Origin of the sequence: Arenibacter aquaticus (genome assembly GCF_003957295.1) — a bacterium.
Lineage (GTDB): Bacteria > Bacteroidota > Bacteroidia > Flavobacteriales > Flavobacteriaceae > Arenibacter > Arenibacter aquaticus.
Genome location: NZ_RQPJ01000003.1, coordinates 235,749 through 253,620 on the forward strand (window position 1 = coordinate 235,749; position 17,872 = coordinate 253,620).

Below are 17,872 nucleotides of genomic sequence, written 5' to 3' on the forward strand. Positions count from 1 at the left end.
TTAATATATCTAAAAAAGCCACTATATTAAGCCTATAGCCGATGGTTCTCCAATTTGTTGCCCGTAATAAAAAGGGAGTCCTTTCCTTGGTGATGTTTGTCAAAGGCGTAAGCTGCGGGGAATGGCGTCCAATACAGTAAAGTAGATTAAAAACTAAACACCTTATCCTATGACCAACCAAAAAAAGACCCTTGGAGAATTTATTTTTGAAAATCAAGCTGCCTTTCCATATTCTACGGGTGAGCTTTCCAAACTTATAAACGCTATACGGCTGGCTGCCAAAATTACCAATCACGAAGTAAACAAGGCTGGGTTGGTAGATATTTTGGGCGATGCCGGCAATACCAATATACAAGGCGAGAACCAACAGAAATTGGACGTTTATGCCAACACAAAATTTATTCAAACCTTAAAACAACGGGGTATTGTTTGTGGTATAGCCTCTGAGGAGGAAGAAGACTTTATTGCCGTAAATAGTCAGGATGGTAAAAACAACAATCAATATGTGGTGCTTATTGATCCCCTTGACGGCTCATCCAATATTGACGTCAATGCCTCTGTTGGAACAATTTTTTCCATTTATAGAAGAATTTCACCTGTTGGGCAGCCCGTTCAATTAGAAGATTTTCTTCAACCGGGTAAGAATCAGGTTGCCGCTGGTTATATAATGTACGGTACATCAACTATTTTAGTATACAGTACAGGCAATGGCGTAAATGGCTTTACTTTAAATCCCGCTTTGGGAACCTTTTATCATTCCCATCCCAACATGCAATTCCCGGAAAATGGCAACATCTATTCTGTGAATGAGGGGAACTACGTTCATTTTTCCGATGGAGTAAAGAAATATATCAAATACTGCCAAAAAGAAGAAGGCGATAGACCGTACACTTCAAGATATATAGGTTCTCTTGTTTCGGATTTCCATAGAAATATTATTAAGGGAGGTATATATATGTATCCTAGGATAGGACCAACTCAAAAAGGCAAGCTACGGTTGACCTATGAATGCAACCCTATGGCCTTTTTAACCGAACAGGCCAATGGTGCCGCCTCTACTGGTTCCGGAAGAATTCTTGATGTAGAACCTAAAACGCTTCACCAACGGGAGGCGCTATTTTGTGGAAATAAGGAAATGGTTAAAAAACTGGAAGCCTTTATTGCCGAAAAAGACTAGATATGGCTTTTCCAGCTCGGGGTTGACCCGCACTTTTCTTAAGAAAAATATTGGCACAGTAAGTATGTATATTCCAAAGGAGGGTTAGAGATACCCACTGTGCCAATAAACTTCTATAGGCGTTTTTTCGAATTTCTAAATTCTTCTATTTCCTCTGAGGTAGTAGGTAATTTAGGGCCTAGTATACGACTACCGTCATTGGTGATCAAGAAATCATCTTCTATACGAATACCTCCAAAATTTTTGTATTCTTCCAACCGTTCATAGTTGACAAAATCCATAAATTTATTTTCGCTCTTCCTAAGCTCCATCAATTCCGGGATAAAATAAATACCGGGCTCCACTGTTAGAACCATACCTTCTTCCAAGGCCCTGCCCATTCGAAGGGATTTAAACCCAAACTCCTTGCTTTGTTTTAATTCATCGGTATACCCCACATATTGCTCTCCCAAATTCTCCATATCATGAACATCCAATCCCATCATATGCCCCAATCCACACTGAAAAAACATCGTATGGGCTCCAGCTTCAACAGCCTTATCCGGGTCTCCCTTCATTAAGCCCAATTCCGTTAGCCCAACTACTATTTCCTTACAGGCAGCTAGATGCACATCCCTAAACAATTGTTTAGGTCTTAGCATTTCTGCAGCTGTTTTGTAAGACTTATAGACTATATCATAAATTTCTTTCTGCTTGGCACTGAAGGTTTTGTTCACGGGGAAAGTCCGTGTCATATCTCCTGCATAGCCCGAAAAGTTTTCCGCCCCACAGTCACATAGCACCATATCCCCTTCTTTTAGGAGGTTCCCCCTGTAATGGTTATGCAGAATTTGTCCGTTAATAGTAATTATTGAAGGAAATGAGGTGTTATTACCATTGGCCATGGCAATATTCTGAACGGCCCCAAACAAATCGGCTTCTGTTAATCCTGCTTCGGCCATTTCCATGGCTTTATAATGCATTTCTGCCGTAGTATGTACCGCTTTTTCAATTTCTTCAATCTCGGCATCAGACTTTATAGATCGTAGTTTTACCACTGCTTTTATAAATTCTGCCGATACATTTTTTGAAACTTCATCCGATGGCAAATTCAATAACTCCGATAATTTCAAAATATGTTCTGGTCGATAAGGAGGTAAAAAGTGAATCTGCTGTCCCTTGTCATTTGCAGCGCTTAGATATTCCTCCAGCATTTTGGAAGGGCTCACACTACTAACCCCTACTTCATTGGCTTGTTCCTCCAAGGACCTTATGGGGCCGGTAAAAACAACATCATCTATAGATAGATTATCACCAAATATAATTTCGGTGTCGTTATCCAGATCAATTATTGCGTTCAATCCCGCTAATTGCAGCCCAAAGAAATATATAAAGGTACTATCCTGCCTATAAGGATAGGTGTTGTGCTTGAAATTTATGCCACATTCCCCGTTCCCTAAGAATAGAAGTACACCACTCCCCATTAACTCCTTTAACTTTTTCCTTCTCGTTTTATATTCTTCCGTTAAAAACATGGTACCTTTTATTGTTTTGGATTATAAATCCCAAAATTAATGATATTGCTCCTTTAATTCCCTGTATATAGACCGAATATACTATTTTCCACCAGCGGGTAAGTTATTTTTCCAATAACGTTCCATTGTCTGCCTAAGGTGATACGAGGTGTTCTCCCTTTCATATATAGAATGGGCGCGCATTGGGTAAGACATCATATCAAACATTTTGTTATGCTTTATCAGTCTGTTGACAAGCATTTCAAAACTTTGATAATGCACGTTATCATCTGCTGTTCCGTGAATGATCATTAGATTCCCTTCCAAGTTTTGCGCAAAGTTAATAGGAGAACCATCGTGATATCCTTTTGCGTTATCTTCCAATAACCCCATATATCTTTCTTGATAGGTAGCATCATACAGTCTTTGATCGGATACAAAAGAAACTGCCAATCCAGACGAATAGATTTCTGGATATCTAAACAAGCAGTTCATGGTCATTTGGCCACCGCCACTCCATCCCCAGATCCCTACCCTCTTGGAATCCAAGAAGTCATAGGTTCCCAATATTGCCTTGGCTGCCTTACTTTGGTCCTCTGAAGCCAAAATCCCGATCTGACCATAAATGGATTTGCGCCATTTATTGCCCCTAGGTGTTTTGGTACCACGGTTGTCCACACTCATAACAATATACCCTTGTTGGGCCATATATTGATCCCATAGACTTCCTCCGCCCCAATTGTCCTGCACTGTAGAACCTGCCGGCTCACCGTAAACATAAAACAACAAGGGGTATTTTTTGTTAGGATCAAAATCCTTAGGTTTTATCATCCAAGCATCAAGCACCTCATCTCCTATATCTACCTTAACAAACTCCTTTGGATTTAATTCCAAAGCGTCATACCTTTCCTTCAATTCCTTATTATCCTCCAATACTCTTCTTTCCTTATGATTAGGCAAGCTCACCAAAGAATATATTGGTGGGGTAACAGCATTTTGAAATATTTGTATTCCCCATTTTGCGTCATTGGATATTTGATAGGAACTCTGACCCGATTGGTCAGCTGGTGTTATCCTTTCGGCTTTTCCCTTTCCGTCTATACGACTTCTGTATAAATATCTTTGTGTATAATTATCCGGTGAAGCAATATAGTACACATACCCTCCCTTAGGATCAATACAGTTAATCTTGACCACATCAAAATTTCCTTTTGTTATTGGCTTAATCTCCTTGCCATCCCTGGATACTTTATAAAGGTGTAACCAACCGTCCCGCTCACTAGACCAAGTAAAGTACTTTTCATTATCCAACCAACGTACATCGTCATGTATATCCAAGAAAGCATCATCCTTTTCGGTCAATATATTAGTGAGTTCCATAGTATGGATATCACCAATATAAACCATATTGGTATTTTGCCTACGGTTTAACTGTTGGATCATTACCTCATTGGAATTGGGGATAAAATCCATACGGGCCAAATAATTGTTCTTGGCATCACCGGGAACTTTGAACCATTTTGTTTTGCCATGATCAACCGATACTACCCCTACCTTAACCGTAGAAAGTTCTGTTCCTACCTTTGGATAAGGCATTGGAATAGGTTTTGAATAAATGGAATCTACATTGTTGATCATATAAAATGTCCCAACATCCTTGGTATCGGATTGCCAATAAGCAATATTTTTTCCATCAGGACTCCACCTAAAGCCGTCCCTACAATTTAATTCCTCTTCATACACCCAGTCGAAAGTACCATTAACAATATTGTCACCACCGTCCGTGGTCAATGGTTTTATGGTATGGCTTTGCAGATCCTCTGAATAAATATTCAATTCGCTCACATAGGCCACCTTGGAAGCGTCCGGGGAAAATTTAGCGAACATTAAGGTTGCCGTGGGCAAGGATTTACCTAACCTGGTCAATTTGTTGGTTTTCAAATCCAACACCCAGTAATCTCCACGGGTATGGTACCTCCAAACTTTACGGGTATTGGTAAAAAGAAGGAGTTTATTATTATCTAGGGACCATTGATAATCTGAAATGGTAATAGGCGTGTTTTCGTTCTCCGGAATTAATTTGGAAGCGGAAACCAATACAGACCTAGCGCCACTTTTGGCATCGTAGCGTACAATATCCCTACCTCCAATTTCTTTGTTTACCTCAAGTGTGGAATACCCCTTGTTGTCCTTCATCCAGCGGACAGGACCAAATCCCTTTTGTCCGTAAATATTCTTTTTATATACATCCTGTAACTTCAACTCGGCCCCTTTTTGTGCTTGGGCCGTACCAATAAAAAATAAAAAGCAAAGTATGCTTCCCAAAATCCCTTTTCTCATAACTTTTATTTTATTCTAAACACTATTTTTTATTAATCCAAATCATGACTCCGTTTCATTAAAAAGCTCATGATTTTTATAACGCAACAATATTACAAAGACCCTATTCAGGGCCTATTGCACATTTTAGCAAATGGTGATACTATTTTAGAGTCCGTCCAAAGAATTTGGCTTGGCGCACATATATACACTTGGAATACACCTAACAAGCAGCTTGCCACATTTTTAATTATTAAAATTGGAGCGATATTCCATAGGGGACATACCTGTATATTTTTTAAAGTGTTTATGAAAATTGGAAAGGTTATTAAATCCACTTCCATAACCACAGTCAGAAATACTGTAATCGTTATTATGCAGGAGTTCGCAAGCGCTACCAATCCTAACTTCCGTCAAGTATTGAGAAAATGTTTTCTTGGTCTTGGCCTTAAAAAACCTACAAAATCCGGTTGGGGACATATGGGCCAATTCGGCAATTGTGGAAAGGGTTATTAAATCCCTGTAGTTCTCTTTAACATATGCACAAATCTTTGCAATTTTAGGATCTTCCTCTACCCCTATTTTGCTGGGGGCCGCCTTGGAGGACAACACCGTCACATTATTGTCCCTTGAGGCTTCATTTAATAACTTTAAAAACAACAAAAACCTACTTAACCCTGAACTTAAAGTAAGCTCCTGAATATAATTGGCCAAATAAAGTGCACTATCCCTTTTAACCTTAATACCATAATGGGAGGAATCCAACAGTTTATTGATCCGATAGGCCTCCGGTACATTTCGCAGGGACTCCTTGACCTTATCCTGATCAAAAAATAAGGAGATAGCCTTAGATCCCCCATGGACATTACCCTCAGCAGCATCAGAGGTCTTTAATGCATGTGGCAAATCCCTACCGAAGAAATACACATCCCCTTTTTCATAGGGAACCACCTTATCCGAAACAAAAAGATGTCCGCTTCCCTCTTGAATCATGGTAATCTGAAATTCCTTATGAAAATGAATTTGCGGATAAAACTTACTTACATTCCACTTTTCCACCACCGGCGTCCCGCTCTTGGGTAATGAAACATTATAGGGCTGTGCGTTCATATGATATGGATTAATAATTGATTCTTAAAATAGACTTTGTTAGTTATAATTGGAGGAAACGCGGAGTTTATACTCCGTAGGTGTCATGCCCACTATATTCTTAAAATGTCGATGAAAACTGGATATATTGGTGAATCCCGAATTAAAACAACTCTCGGTAGTATTATAGGTACCCTTTTTTATAAATTCACAGGCCTTGGAGATCCGCATTTCAATTAAAAACTGTATATATGTTTTTTGTGTTCTTGACTTGAAAAACCTACTAAAGGTAGGAGGCGTCATTTTAAAATGTCCCGCTACATCTGACAAGCTTATTTTTTCCTGAAAATGCGATTCGGTATAAGCAAAAATCTCATTGATCCTGAGAATATCCTTATCAACAAAGCCTTTTCCAATCTCACGTTCATCGGAAAGGTAATGACCTACCTTACTCTTGGAAATGGCATCCAAGATTTGCAGCAACCCCAACACCCTGTCAAAACCATCCAAGTCCACCAAATTTTGGATCTTGGATAGTACATCCACAGAATTCTGGCCAGTTAATCTATATCCAAGGGAAGCGTTGTCCAATAAAGTTTTGATTTCCGCTGTTTCCGGATTTTGGACAAACATTGAATCAAAAGCATCCCTTTTAAAAAAAACACTGATTTTACTGGGTCTAATTTCCGATTCCACTTCATCTTCACGGTCATGGGATATAAAACCATGGGGCATGTTGCTGCCGAACAAGTATACCTCTCCCGGCAAAAACTCATAAGTTCCGGTTCCTGCCAAAAGAGAACCTTTTCCCATAATTATACAGGTAAGTTGGCATTCTTCATGGAAATGGACCAAATCATAATCATGTTTATCCTTGCATTCCTCAACACGCACAGACATATTGTTCTGCATTGGCACCTTAAAAGCAATAGGATTTAACATAAACCACTTATTAATTCAACATTAAAAAGTCAATTTACAAAAAAAGTCTTAACTTCGGCTATGATTTGATACAAAAAAATTCACCAAATTACATAGATTTGAAAAATAGGTAATTAACCCACTAAACTTTTGCTGAATTAAGAAAATACACCTTATCAAATAAGAATTTAAATTCGCACATTCGTCAACATAATCCGAAATAAATAAATTAGTTTATAAAACCCCGTAACAAACATAATCATGAAGTCATATCCCAGTATTTTTAATGATGTAATTGGTCCTGTAATGAGAGGGCCATCCAGTTCCCATTGTGCTGCCGCCCTACGGATTGGCAGAATTTGCAGGGACATAATGAACAATGATCTGGAGGAGGTTTATATAGAATTTGACCCTAATGGATCACTTGCCACCACTCACAGTGGTCAAGGGTCGGACATGGGTCTTTTTGGCGGACTACTGGGATGGGAAGCAGATGACGAGCGACTAAAGGATTATGAGTTGCACATCCGAAACTCCGGTATAAAAATAAAAATAGACATCCACCCTATTGGTGCCAATCATCCAAACACCTACAAAATCACCTTAAAGAACAAAAGCGAGACCCATCAGGTTATCGGCCTTTCTACCGGTGGAGGCATGATAGAAATCATAGAGATAGACCAAAGTCCGGTTTCCATGATGGGCGACTTCAATATAACCTTACTTTATAGTGATACAGCTGAAGAGCTTGTGGAACCCATTTCAAAAATGAACCTTGGAGAAGTATCGCTTCACCAAGGGGCCAAAAATTTTGTCGCGATTCAATCAAATGAAATAAACCAAAAGGAACTTATAGAAAAAATTTCCTCCTTGGACTCCATCAAAAAAATACGGACGCTAGACCCCGTACTCCCTATTAAATCGAGAAAAAATCTTTCCGTGCCCTTTATAACCGTGGAAGAGCTACTGGAATACAATAAGGACAAAAACATGAACCTATGGGAGCTGGCTGCCGATTACGAAAGCCAGAGAGGGAATATATCCAAGGAAGAAGTAATGGAGAAAATGGGCCGTATAGTGGATACCATGGAGAACTCCATAAACCTAGGACTCAAAGGGACACATTATGACGACAGAATATTGGGGAGTCAATCCTTAGTATTCAAAAAAAATAAGGAAGAAAAGAAACTAGTACCTGGTGATGTACTGAACAACTCCATAATGTACACCTCCTCCATGATGGAAATAAAAAGTTCTATGGGGGTTATTGTAGCTGCCCCTACAGCTGGTTCTTGCGGTGCACTACCAGGAACCATAATAGGTACTGCCAACACCCTTGGGCTTTCCAGGGACCAAATGGTACAAGCCATGATGGCAGCCGGATTAATAGGGGTGTTTATTACGGCCCATGCCACCTTCTCGGCCGAAGTTGGCGGCTGCATGGGCGAATGCGGGTCGGCTTCCGGTATGGCCGCCGCAGGCGTGGTTGTTTTAAAGGATGGAAGTCTGTCCCAATCTCTTGCAGCAGCTTCCATGGCATTGCAGAGTTCTTTGGGCCTAATATGTGACACGGTGGCGGACAGGGTTGAAGCCCCCTGCCTGAACAGAAATGTAATGGCCGCCTCCACAGCCATCTCCTGTGCCAATATGGCCTTATCCAATTACGACCAAGTTATTCCGCTGGACGAGGTTATAGACACCATGAAAAGAGTTGGAGACGCTATTCCCCATACCTTACGCTGTACAGGCTTGGGAGGGTTGGCAATTACCAAAACTGCTAAGAAAATTGAAGCAGGACTGCACAAAAACAAATCTGCCGCCAGCAAGATCTCCTATAAGTCTTGCTAATTTATCGCAAATCCCAACCCAGTAATTTCACCACTGGCCAGTCAATATTTTTACCACCAAATACACAAAGGGCATCAACTTTTTAGGGATTTAAAGTTTTTGCCCTTTGTTTATTTTGTAAACAACAAATACAAACTACACCGATTGCCAATTTAAAATTCACCCCCTGTTTAACAGGTATTTACCCCTCCAAAACACTTCTTAACCTTTTGTTAATATAGTATACAGATACGCTAAAATACTGGCGATTCCAAGCGCACCAAAACAGTAACTTTAATCCATTCTTAAATTAAGTTTAATAAAGCCCCCTCTTTTGGTTATTCCTAAGGGAACTTCTAGGAGAAACAACATCCCGTTGGGATCCGACTTTCGAATTAAAAAAGGGCCTTGCTTTTCTGGAGACAACAATTAAGATTTCACCAACCAAAGGGCTCATTAAAAAAAGCTTATCTATTGCAATTTATGATCATGGCAATGCAATACAACAACTAGACAACCAAGGAACATTATCTAACATTAAACATTTTATGGTATGAAAAAAAGCAAAAAGCTTAACAACGAATTACCCCGGAAGTTTAAATTGGACATGGTCTTAAAGCCGTCCTTAACACTTCTATTAAGTGCAATGGTTACCCTACCCTGCGGCGTAGCCCATGCCTCGGACACCAAAGTCCACAAGGAATCTTTGAACATCAAGGATTTAGCATCTTATAGCACACTGACCGAAGCGCAACAACAGGTCAGTGGAGTTGTTTTGGACAACAATGGCCTGCCATTACCTGGTGCCAATGTATTGGAAAAAGGAACAGCCAATGGGACACAAACCGATTTTGACGGGAAATTTTCCATTACTGTATCAAATGAAAATGCCGTATTGGTAGTTTCCTATTTAGGATTTGTAAGCAAGGAAATAAGCCTATCAGGACAAACAAACCTTTCCGTTACTTTAGAGGAAGATGCCTCACAATTGGATGAGGTTGTAGTAACTGCCCTTGGTATAACAAGGGAGAAGAAGGCTCTAGGATATGCAGTACAGGAACTTTCTGGCGACGATATAAAGAACACCGCCGAAACCAATGTTGTTAACGCCTTGGCAGGTAAATCGGCCGGGGTATTTGTCAACAGTTCCAATGGCAACGTAGGAGCATCTTCCAGGATTACCATTCGAGGAAACCAGTCCCTTACCGGCAACAACCAGCCTCTCTTTGTTGTGGACGGTGTCCCAATAGACAACAGCATTGTTTCCAGTAGTAGGGGAGGATATGATTTTACCGATATGGGTAATGGCGCTGCCGATATCAACCCTTCCGATATTGCTGAAATGACTGTCCTTAAAGGTGGTAATGCTGCCGCACTTTATGGATCTAGAGGTGCTAATGGAGTTATATTGATCACCACTAAATCCGGGAAAGGCAAAGGCTTTTCCGTATCTGTTGAAAATTCAACAACCTTTAGTAACCCCTTTCTACTTCCTGACTACCAAAATGAGTACGGACAAGGGGGCGGACAACAATTCTGGTATGAAGACGGTCTGAACGGAGGGAAAAATGACGGTGTGGATGAAAGTTTTGGTCCACGATTGGATTATGTTGTCCAAGCAGAGGATATTGCTCCAGGCGGAAAATTATACTGGGCCATTGAAGCAGGTTTTCCACAAACCCCAGGCGAAATCCTAACGCTTCCCCAATTTAATTCCCCTGTTGACCCTGTAACTGGAGAGCGCACCCCCACCCCTTGGGTTTCTAATCCGGATAACATTAAAAACTTCTATGACACAGGAATAACAAGAGTTACCAATGTTTCCTTAACCAACGGTGGCGAATGGGGAAATATGCGACTATCCATAACCAATTCCGATCAAACTGGAATGGTTCCCAATACCGATCAAGTTAAAAATACGATCAACTTTTCCGGTAAGGCTAATCTAACGGACAAACTTTCTTTTGAAGCCAAAGGTTCCTTTATCAATTCCAATGGTAATCTGAATGGATCCGGTTATACCTTTAACAATATAGGTATGCAAACCATATGGACTGCAAGGCAAGTAGATTGGGATTATCTAAAAAACAACGTAGAAAATCCCGATGGCACACAGATTAGCTGGATCAGTAGATGGCACAACAACCCCTATTGGATCCAATACAAGAACCTTAACCCACAGACTAAAAACAGATTCATCGGGTCCAGCTCCATTAAATATCAATTTAACGACTGGTTAAGTCTGTCCACAAGGGCTGGTATAGATTATTCCAATGAACAAGTTGAACTTATCAGAGCGTATTACGGACTAAACGACACCGAAGGAAGGTACGCAGTAAGCAACTACTTTAGACAAGAAATAAATGCTGATGTTTTGCTTTCCGCTGTTAAGAATATTACCGATGACCTGTCATTGACAGCTAATTTGGGGGCCAATGTTATGAACAACCAATATAGATTACAAACATCATCGGTAAACAAATTGGTAGTACCAAACATTTACTCTTTGTCCAATGCCAAAGAAACACCAACAACAACCTTTTATCAAAGGGAAAAAGAAATCCAAAGCGCCTTTGCTTCCGTTTCATTAGGCTACAAGAGTCAATTATACTTGGATTTAACAGGTAGAAATGATTGGTCTTCCACATTACCTACGGGCAACAATTCCTACTTCTACCCTTCGGCCACTACCAGTTGGATATTTTCCGAAACCTTTAAAACCGATAGAAATTTCCTAAGTTTTGGTAAGGCTCGTTTAAGTATTGCCCAAGTAGGTAATGATACTGATCCTTACAGACTGGATGCTACCTATAACGCCTCTACGCCTTATGGGGACAACGCATCATTTAGTTTAAGTTCCACTATGCCAGCGGCAGACTTGGTAAACGAACTTATTACTTCCAAGGAATTGGGCTTGGATTTGAAATTTTTAAACAATAGAATCGGGTTAGACCTAACCCTTTATCAGTCCATTGCCAAAAATCAAATATTGAGCGCACCTCTTACTCCCACCTCGGGATACGGCACCCAGATAATCAATGCGGGCCAAGTGAATAATGAGGGTGTAGAATTGATACTTACCGGAACCCCAATAAAGACCGACAATTTCTCTTGGGATATTACTGCGAACTATGCCAAAAACACCAGTAAGATAATAGCCTTGAATGGCGATGTAGAACGCTTAGAACTGTATACAGCTGAAGGCAATCAGATAACCGTTGTAGCCGAGGTAGGTGGTGAATATGGTGAAATGTGGGGCAAAGGTTTCGTTTATCACGAGAACGGAAAACCTATTGTGGATGCCGACGGGGTGCCACTGACCAGTGATGTAAAAAAACTGGGAAACATTATGCCAGACTGGCTTGGAGGACTAAACAACTCCTTCTCTTATAAGAATTTTAACCTAAGTGTACTAATAGATGCCAAAATGGGCGGGGATGTGTATTCTAGGACCAACCAGGATGGTTGGGCCACAGGAGCTTTAACCAGCACGGTTGGACTAAATCCGAATGGTGTTAATGTACGTGACCCTCTAGAAGACGGCGGTGGATACCTTTTTGACGGGGTATTTGAAGACGGCACTCCCAATACAGTATACAAAGACTTGGATGGCTTTAGGTGGAATTCCTTTGCCAGGGCAGAACGATGGTTATATGACGCCTCTTATGTAAAACTTAGACAAATCACATTGTCCTATTCTTTACCCAAAACTTTGATCAGCAAATTAGGACTTAAAGCCGTGGATCTTTCGGTTTTCGGAAGAAACCTTGCTTTACTGTACAAGAAAAATGAAAATTTTGACCCAGAAGTTTCCAATAGAGATGCCAGCTTATCCTCACAGGGATCAGAATTTGCGTCCAATCCATCTGCTAGAAATGTAGGTTTCAGGGCAAAATTTACTTTTTAAAAATTAAAATTTATTCATTGTAATCTTAAACTTAACATGAGATGAACATACATATAAAACTATTATCAGCAATTACCCTAAGTTCCCTGTTATTTAGTTGTACAGAGGATTTTGAAGAAATGAACACCAGTCCGAACGACCTGACTTCCGTACCTTACAATACATTGATTACCAATGCGGAAATCAGCATTTTGCAAGCCTACAACCCTATACTCAATAATGAGGCTACCTGGACCAGGTATAATGTACGCGATGTATACGTAGATGTTGACCGCTACGGAATTACTGGTAGCAATACCAATTTTAATGCTTATAGTGGACACCTAAAAAACCTACAGCAAGCTATAGATCTTGCGGTAGCCGCAGAGGACAACAATGCTATTGCAGTTGCCCAAATAATGAAAGCATATGCCTTTCAAAATTTAACCGACTGGTACGGTGATATTCCTTATTTCGAAGCCCTAAAAGCCGATGATAAGGATAACCCCATTATATATCCCGCTTATGATTCACAGGAGAGCATCTACGCCGATATCATAGTACAATTAAAGGCCGCCAACGCCATGATAGATACCTCTGAAAGTATGGGTACGGCCGATGTAGTTTTTGATGGTGATATGACCATGTGGAAAAAATTCGCCAACTCCCTTTTGTTACGTGTTTATATGCGTATGTCCTTGGTAGATCCAACAACTGCCCAAAATGGAATAGAAGAAATAATGGCCGACCCTAGTACCTATCCTATAATCGACTCCAATGAAAGTGCTGCCTTTAAATATTGGCTACCAGAAGATGCCACCTATCGCAGCCCATATTATATGGATCCAACCACGGCGGCCCAGCAACAGAACGTAACTTCGGCCTATATGGTAGATTTCTTAAAAACAAGAAATGACCTGGATAGGCTCGCCGTCTATGCAGAACCAGCTGCTAGCAGCGGTGAATATGTAGGACTACCACTTGGAACCTTAGGTCAAAGTACACAGGATCTTTCTATCATGGGAGTGGCCGAGTTTCGCTCAGCCGATTCACCCACAAGGATAATGAGATATTCCGAGGTACTTTTTATTCTTGCGGAAGCCGCCCTAAATGGATGGAATGTTGGAATGACTGCCCAAGAAGCTTATGAAGCCGCAATCACTGCCAGCTTTGAAGAATACGGTTTAGATGCTAGCACCTATCTTTCCGAACCGCTTGTTGATTTCAACGGAGGAGTAGATCAACGTGAGTTGATAGGCGAACAAAAGTGGTGTGCCCTATACCCAGATGCTGCACAAGGCTGGGCAGAAGTACGCCGAACAGGTTATCCAGTTTATGTAGCCACAACAGAACCAGTAGAAAACCTCTTCCCTGGAAAAGGAACCATCAAAAGAAAACCTTACCCATACACCGAGGCCATATCCAATCCTGAAGGATTTAATGCGGCTATAAGTGCACAACCCGGAATCATAGATGAAAAGTTTGGTGCCGGAGTTTGGTGGGATGTAAACTAAACAGCGAAAAATAATATTAATACCTTTTAAAGATAGAGCAATGAATTACCTAAGTCCCTATACCTTGTGTTGTTCAATGCTTGTTTAAGTAAGTTGTTTTATGAGTCAATAGTAGCAATGGATTTTTTCATTGCTACTATTTTTGATTAAGCTAATCATCCCATTGCCAAGCTTAAAAATATACAGATAACAAAATCCTTGATAATGAAGTTGAATAACTCTACACCATTAATACTTTGCATTGGACTAGTTATATTGTGGACCTATAGTGTTTCCTTTAAAAAGGACGAACAAGAAAATCAAACAAAGAAGAAACCGAACATTATCTTTCTCTTAAGTGATGATCAACGCGACAATACTTTTGGCGCCATGGATCACCCTACAATAAAAACACCTAATGCCGATAGATTAATAAAAAAGGGAGTCAGATTTAAAAATACCTATATTGCCGCTCCAGTTTGCAGTCCCAGTAGAGTATCTTTCTTTACCGGAATGTATGAACGGGTCCATGGTGTTGGATTTTCAACCAAGTTCCAATTAACGGAGGAACAATGGATGCAAACATACCCCCAACTACTTAGGTCCAACGGCTACCATTCTGGGTTTGTTGGCAAGTTTGGGGTAGAATATTACACCTTTAAAAGTAAGGCTTTCGAAAAATTTGACTATTGGGGCGCTCATGACGGATGGGCGGAATTTTGGCCAAAAGAACTTGAGAATTGTGAGGAGTATGCCAACGCAAAAGAAGATATTATCACCCCCATTATGGGCGAGAAAATTGAGGAATTCCTTGAAGAAATTCCCGAGGACAAGCCCTTCAGCTTATCAGTCAGCTTTTCGGTTCCACATGGTAGCCAAATGGTATCCATGTACCCGGATAATGAATTGGCCGCTAAATGTAGGATTCCGGCAAATGAGTACCCAAAATTAAAAGGCAGACCTTTTTATGACACCATGTACAGGGATGAGAAAATTACTATTCCCGCTGAAACAGGTACAGATCCTTATGTAAATATTCCAAAAAATATTATGGACCAAAGTAAAGGAAGGGCCACGGGTACCTACATTTACGATTATAGCCGGGAATCCTGTAAAGAGCATTACATACGGTATTATCAGCAAATATCGGGGATGGACAAGGTAATTGGGGATTTAATGAAATCCCTGAAAAAAAAGGGGCTGAGCGATAACACCATTATTATTTTTGCCAGCGACCATGGACTTCTAATGGGTGAATATGGTATGTCCGGAAAAGCACTTCTGTACGATATGGTAGAGAAGATACCATGTTTTATTTATGACCCTCGGCTACCCAAAAATAAAAAGGGAATTACTGTAGACAATTTAGTTTCCAGTCTTGATATTACCTCTACAATTCTGGACTATGCCGGAATAGAACCTCCAGCCAATATGCAGGGAAGAAGTCTAGTACCTTTAATAAATGGTACTGAAAAGGAATGGAGAAATGAACTTTTTCTTGAAAGCCTGTTTACTGGCAGGGATACCCCTTTTAGCGAAGGTATAAGAATGGGCGATTGGAAATACATAAGAATGTATGGACACCATCAATGGAGTTGGGAAGAGAAAGATGTAGATTTTAAAAGCAAAAAGCCAGAATATGAACAACTGTTCAATTTAAAGAACGACCCACGGGAAATGCACAATTTGATAAGTGAATACGAGGGCTCCAAAATTCTAAGTGAATTAAGACATAAAACAGCGAAATATTCGGAAGAAAAGAATCAGGAAAGGAAGAGATACATCCAATCCAATCCATCAGCCATAATGGCTAGGTAGGAACTCCTAATAATGAATTTTGTGGTATTGAGACCCCACAATTGCTATTTACTTGAAGGTGCAAACAGAACCTCTAAACTATACCTGCCCCATCAGGATAAAGAAAGGGATAAATACCCAGGAAAAATGCTAATAGCCGTGAACAATGTAATTACCACAAAAATCGGGATTGAAAATTAAAAACCTCTGCCCATCAAATAAAAAATAAGAATAGTATGATATATAAAAAAAACTTAGAAAAAATAAGAGACTTTTACCCCAATAAAATAGTAGGCATATTGTTGATTTCAACTGTGTTGTTTGCCTGTAACAATTCCAAAAATTCCAAGACACCTACTGAGGAATTACCAAATATTGTATTCATTATGGCCGATGATATGGGCTATGGGGATGTTGGGTATTACAATCCAGAGTCCGCAATACCAACCCCAAATATGGACAAACTTGCATCAGAGGGCGTTATGTTCACTGATGCCCATAGTCCCTCCGCGGTTTGCTCCCCATCCCGATACGGTCTTTTAACTGGACGCTATAGTTGGAGAACCAGATTAAAAAAAGCTGTACTTCTAGGCTATGATGAACCCTCCCTAATAGAGAAAGATAGAATGACTCTTGCTTCCTTACTAAAACAAAAGGGATATACATCGGCCGCTATAGGGAAATGGCATGTTGGATGGAATTGGCAAACAAAAAATGGCTATACATTGCAAGACGACTTAAACAGCTCCGAAGACTATTCCGGTGTTGTTAAGCAGAATGAGGAAAATATAGATTTCTCTAAACCCATTTCCGGAGGCCCTCTTGATCTAGGGTTTGATTACTTCTTTGGTACCTTCGGATGTTCCACCAGCGATCCCCCGTACGCTTTTATCGAAAACAAACACACCGTAGGCAATCCTTCCGTATTAATTCCAGACTCCTTGGATGTGCTGCCGGGGGTGGTAAAAGGGCTAATGGTACCAGATTGGTCTGAAGAAAATGTAGACTTGGAGTTTACAAAAAAAGCAACAGCATTTATTGATAAAACCCAAAAGACACAGGGCAATAAACCATTTTTTCTTTATCTCGCCCTATCCTCTCCGCATATTCCTTTTTTACCTCCCAATTTTGCAAAAGGAAAAAGCCAGGAAGGCCCCAGAGGTGATTTGGTTACCGTTGTTGATTGGAGCGTAGGTAAAATCATGGAGACCTTGGAACACTACAACCTATCTAAAAATACCCTAGTTATTGTTACCAGTGACAACGGCCCTAGAAAAGGAGCCAATGGTCATCTATCCGCTGGGAATTTTAAAGGCTACAAAGGCAACATATGGGAAGGGGGACATCGTATTCCCTTTATAGCCAAATGGCCAGACCATATAAAACAAGGAAGTGTAAGCAATGATGTTATTAGCTTAACCGATATGTTTGCAACATTTTCCAATCTTACAGGCGCAACAGCTATTGGAGGGGAAGACAGCTACAATGTGCTCCCATCTTTCCTAGGGGAACAACTTAGTGGAGCAGAGCAGCAAGTACGGATTTTTCACTCCTATACAGGTAAATTCGCTATCCGGAAGGGAAAATGGAAACTTATAGAGGGTGAAACCAATAGAACAACCTCTGTTATGAACACCGCCACCACCACAAGCATTGGCGAATTATACGATTTGTCCGCCGACCCATATGAAACAACCAATCTATGGGAGAGCCGCCCCCAGAAAGTAAATGAGTTATCAGAACTATTGTTAAGGAGCAAGGAAACGGAATCTGTCATTAATCTGTAACTTATGACCCATACATTAATACCGCAAAAAAAATTTAAACCAATTACATAATTGATGCTAAACAAAGTATTGATCATGTTATT

General features: G+C 40.4%; 10 protein-coding genes. 6 read left to right on the plus strand and 4 right to left on the minus strand.

Translation table 11 applies throughout. The features are described 5' to 3' along the window. The first annotated feature begins 169 nt into the window (after positions 1-169). Entirely contained in the window at positions 170-1,177 is a 1,008-nt protein-coding gene (gene fbp / locus EHW67_RS08135; RefSeq protein WP_126161883.1) for a class 1 fructose-bisphosphatase, read from the plus strand. A 113-nt stretch (positions 1,178-1,290) separates the two neighbouring features. Here the strand turns inward: fbp and EHW67_RS08140 are convergent, their stop codons facing one another. The 4 genes from EHW67_RS08140 to EHW67_RS08155 all read right to left on the minus strand — a co-directional run bounded on the left by EHW67_RS08140 (position 1,291) and on the right by EHW67_RS08155 (position 7,020). Next, positions 1,291-2,691 (minus strand): aminopeptidase P family protein, encoded by a 1,401-nt coding sequence (locus EHW67_RS08140; protein ID WP_126161884.1) that lies wholly within the window; start codon positions 2,689-2,691, stop codon positions 1,291-1,293. A gap of 81 nt (positions 2,692-2,772) precedes the next feature. Then, a complete protein-coding gene (locus tag EHW67_RS08145) occupies positions 2,773-5,010 on the minus strand; it encodes a S9 family peptidase (protein ID WP_126161885.1) in 2,238 nt (745 codons plus the stop codon). A 225-nt stretch (positions 5,011-5,235) separates the two neighbouring features. Continuing rightward, entirely contained in the window at positions 5,236-6,099 is an 864-nt protein-coding gene (locus tag EHW67_RS08150) for an AraC family transcriptional regulator (RefSeq protein ID WP_126161886.1), read from the minus strand. 39 nt (positions 6,100-6,138) lie between these two features. Beyond that, positions 6,139-7,020, minus strand: coding sequence for an AraC family transcriptional regulator (locus tag EHW67_RS08155; RefSeq protein ID WP_126161887.1), 882 nt, complete (start codon positions 7,018-7,020; stop codon positions 6,139-6,141). A 240-nt stretch (positions 7,021-7,260) separates the two neighbouring features. Between EHW67_RS08155 and EHW67_RS08160 the strand changes: the two genes are divergently transcribed. The 5 genes from EHW67_RS08160 to EHW67_RS08180 all read left to right on the plus strand — a co-directional run bounded on the left by EHW67_RS08160 (position 7,261) and on the right by EHW67_RS08180 (position 17,789). Beyond that, positions 7,261-8,847, plus strand: coding sequence for an L-serine ammonia-lyase, iron-sulfur-dependent, subunit alpha (locus tag EHW67_RS08160; RefSeq protein ID WP_126161888.1), 1,587 nt, complete (start codon positions 7,261-7,263; stop codon positions 8,845-8,847). Positions 8,848-9,379: 532 nt separating this feature from the next. Beyond that, positions 9,380-12,733 (plus strand): SusC/RagA family TonB-linked outer membrane protein, encoded by a 3,354-nt coding sequence (locus tag EHW67_RS08165; protein WP_126161889.1) that lies wholly within the window; start codon positions 9,380-9,382, stop codon positions 12,731-12,733. A 41-nt stretch (positions 12,734-12,774) separates the two neighbouring features. After that, positions 12,775-14,226: a SusD/RagB family nutrient-binding outer membrane lipoprotein gene (locus EHW67_RS08170; RefSeq protein ID WP_126161890.1), complete on the plus strand. Its 1,452-nt coding sequence runs from the start codon at positions 12,775-12,777 to the stop codon at positions 14,224-14,226. A 204-nt stretch (positions 14,227-14,430) separates the two neighbouring features. Beyond that, positions 14,431-16,023, plus strand: a complete 1,593-nt coding sequence (locus EHW67_RS08175; RefSeq protein ID WP_126161891.1) for a sulfatase-like hydrolase/transferase — start codon at positions 14,431-14,433, stop codon at positions 16,021-16,023. A gap of 215 nt (positions 16,024-16,238) precedes the next feature. After that, positions 16,239-17,789: a sulfatase family protein gene (locus tag EHW67_RS08180; protein ID WP_126161892.1), complete on the plus strand. Its 1,551-nt coding sequence runs from the start codon at positions 16,239-16,241 to the stop codon at positions 17,787-17,789. The last annotated feature ends 83 nt before the right edge of the window (positions 17,790-17,872 follow it).

What these genes read in the sequence shown, in the direction of transcription:
- EHW67_RS08150 (WP_126161886.1), bottom strand. Translation starts at nt 6,099, where the DNA reads ATGAACGCACAGCCCTATAATGTTTCATTACCCAAGAGCGGGACGCCG.
- EHW67_RS08175 (WP_126161891.1), top strand. Translation starts at nt 14,431, where the DNA reads ATGAAGTTGAATAACTCTACACCATTAATACTTTGCATTGGACTAGTT.
- EHW67_RS08170 (WP_126161890.1), top strand. Translation starts at nt 12,775, where the DNA reads ATGAACATACATATAAAACTATTATCAGCAATTACCCTAAGTTCCCTG.
- EHW67_RS08155 (WP_126161887.1), bottom strand. Translation starts at nt 7,020, where the DNA reads ATGTTAAATCCTATTGCTTTTAAGGTGCCAATGCAGAACAATATGTCT.
- EHW67_RS08160 (WP_126161888.1), top strand. Translation starts at nt 7,261, where the DNA reads ATGAAGTCATATCCCAGTATTTTTAATGATGTAATTGGTCCTGTAATG.
- EHW67_RS08165 (WP_126161889.1), top strand. Translation starts at nt 9,380, where the DNA reads ATGAAAAAAAGCAAAAAGCTTAACAACGAATTACCCCGGAAGTTTAAA.
- EHW67_RS08140 (WP_126161884.1), bottom strand. Translation starts at nt 2,691, where the DNA reads ATGTTTTTAACGGAAGAATATAAAACGAGAAGGAAAAAGTTAAAGGAG.
- EHW67_RS08145 (WP_126161885.1), bottom strand. Translation starts at nt 5,010, where the DNA reads ATGAGAAAAGGGATTTTGGGAAGCATACTTTGCTTTTTATTTTTTATT.
- EHW67_RS08180 (WP_126161892.1), top strand. Translation starts at nt 16,239, where the DNA reads ATGATATATAAAAAAAACTTAGAAAAAATAAGAGACTTTTACCCCAAT.
- fbp (WP_126161883.1), top strand. Translation starts at nt 170, where the DNA reads ATGACCAACCAAAAAAAGACCCTTGGAGAATTTATTTTTGAAAATCAA.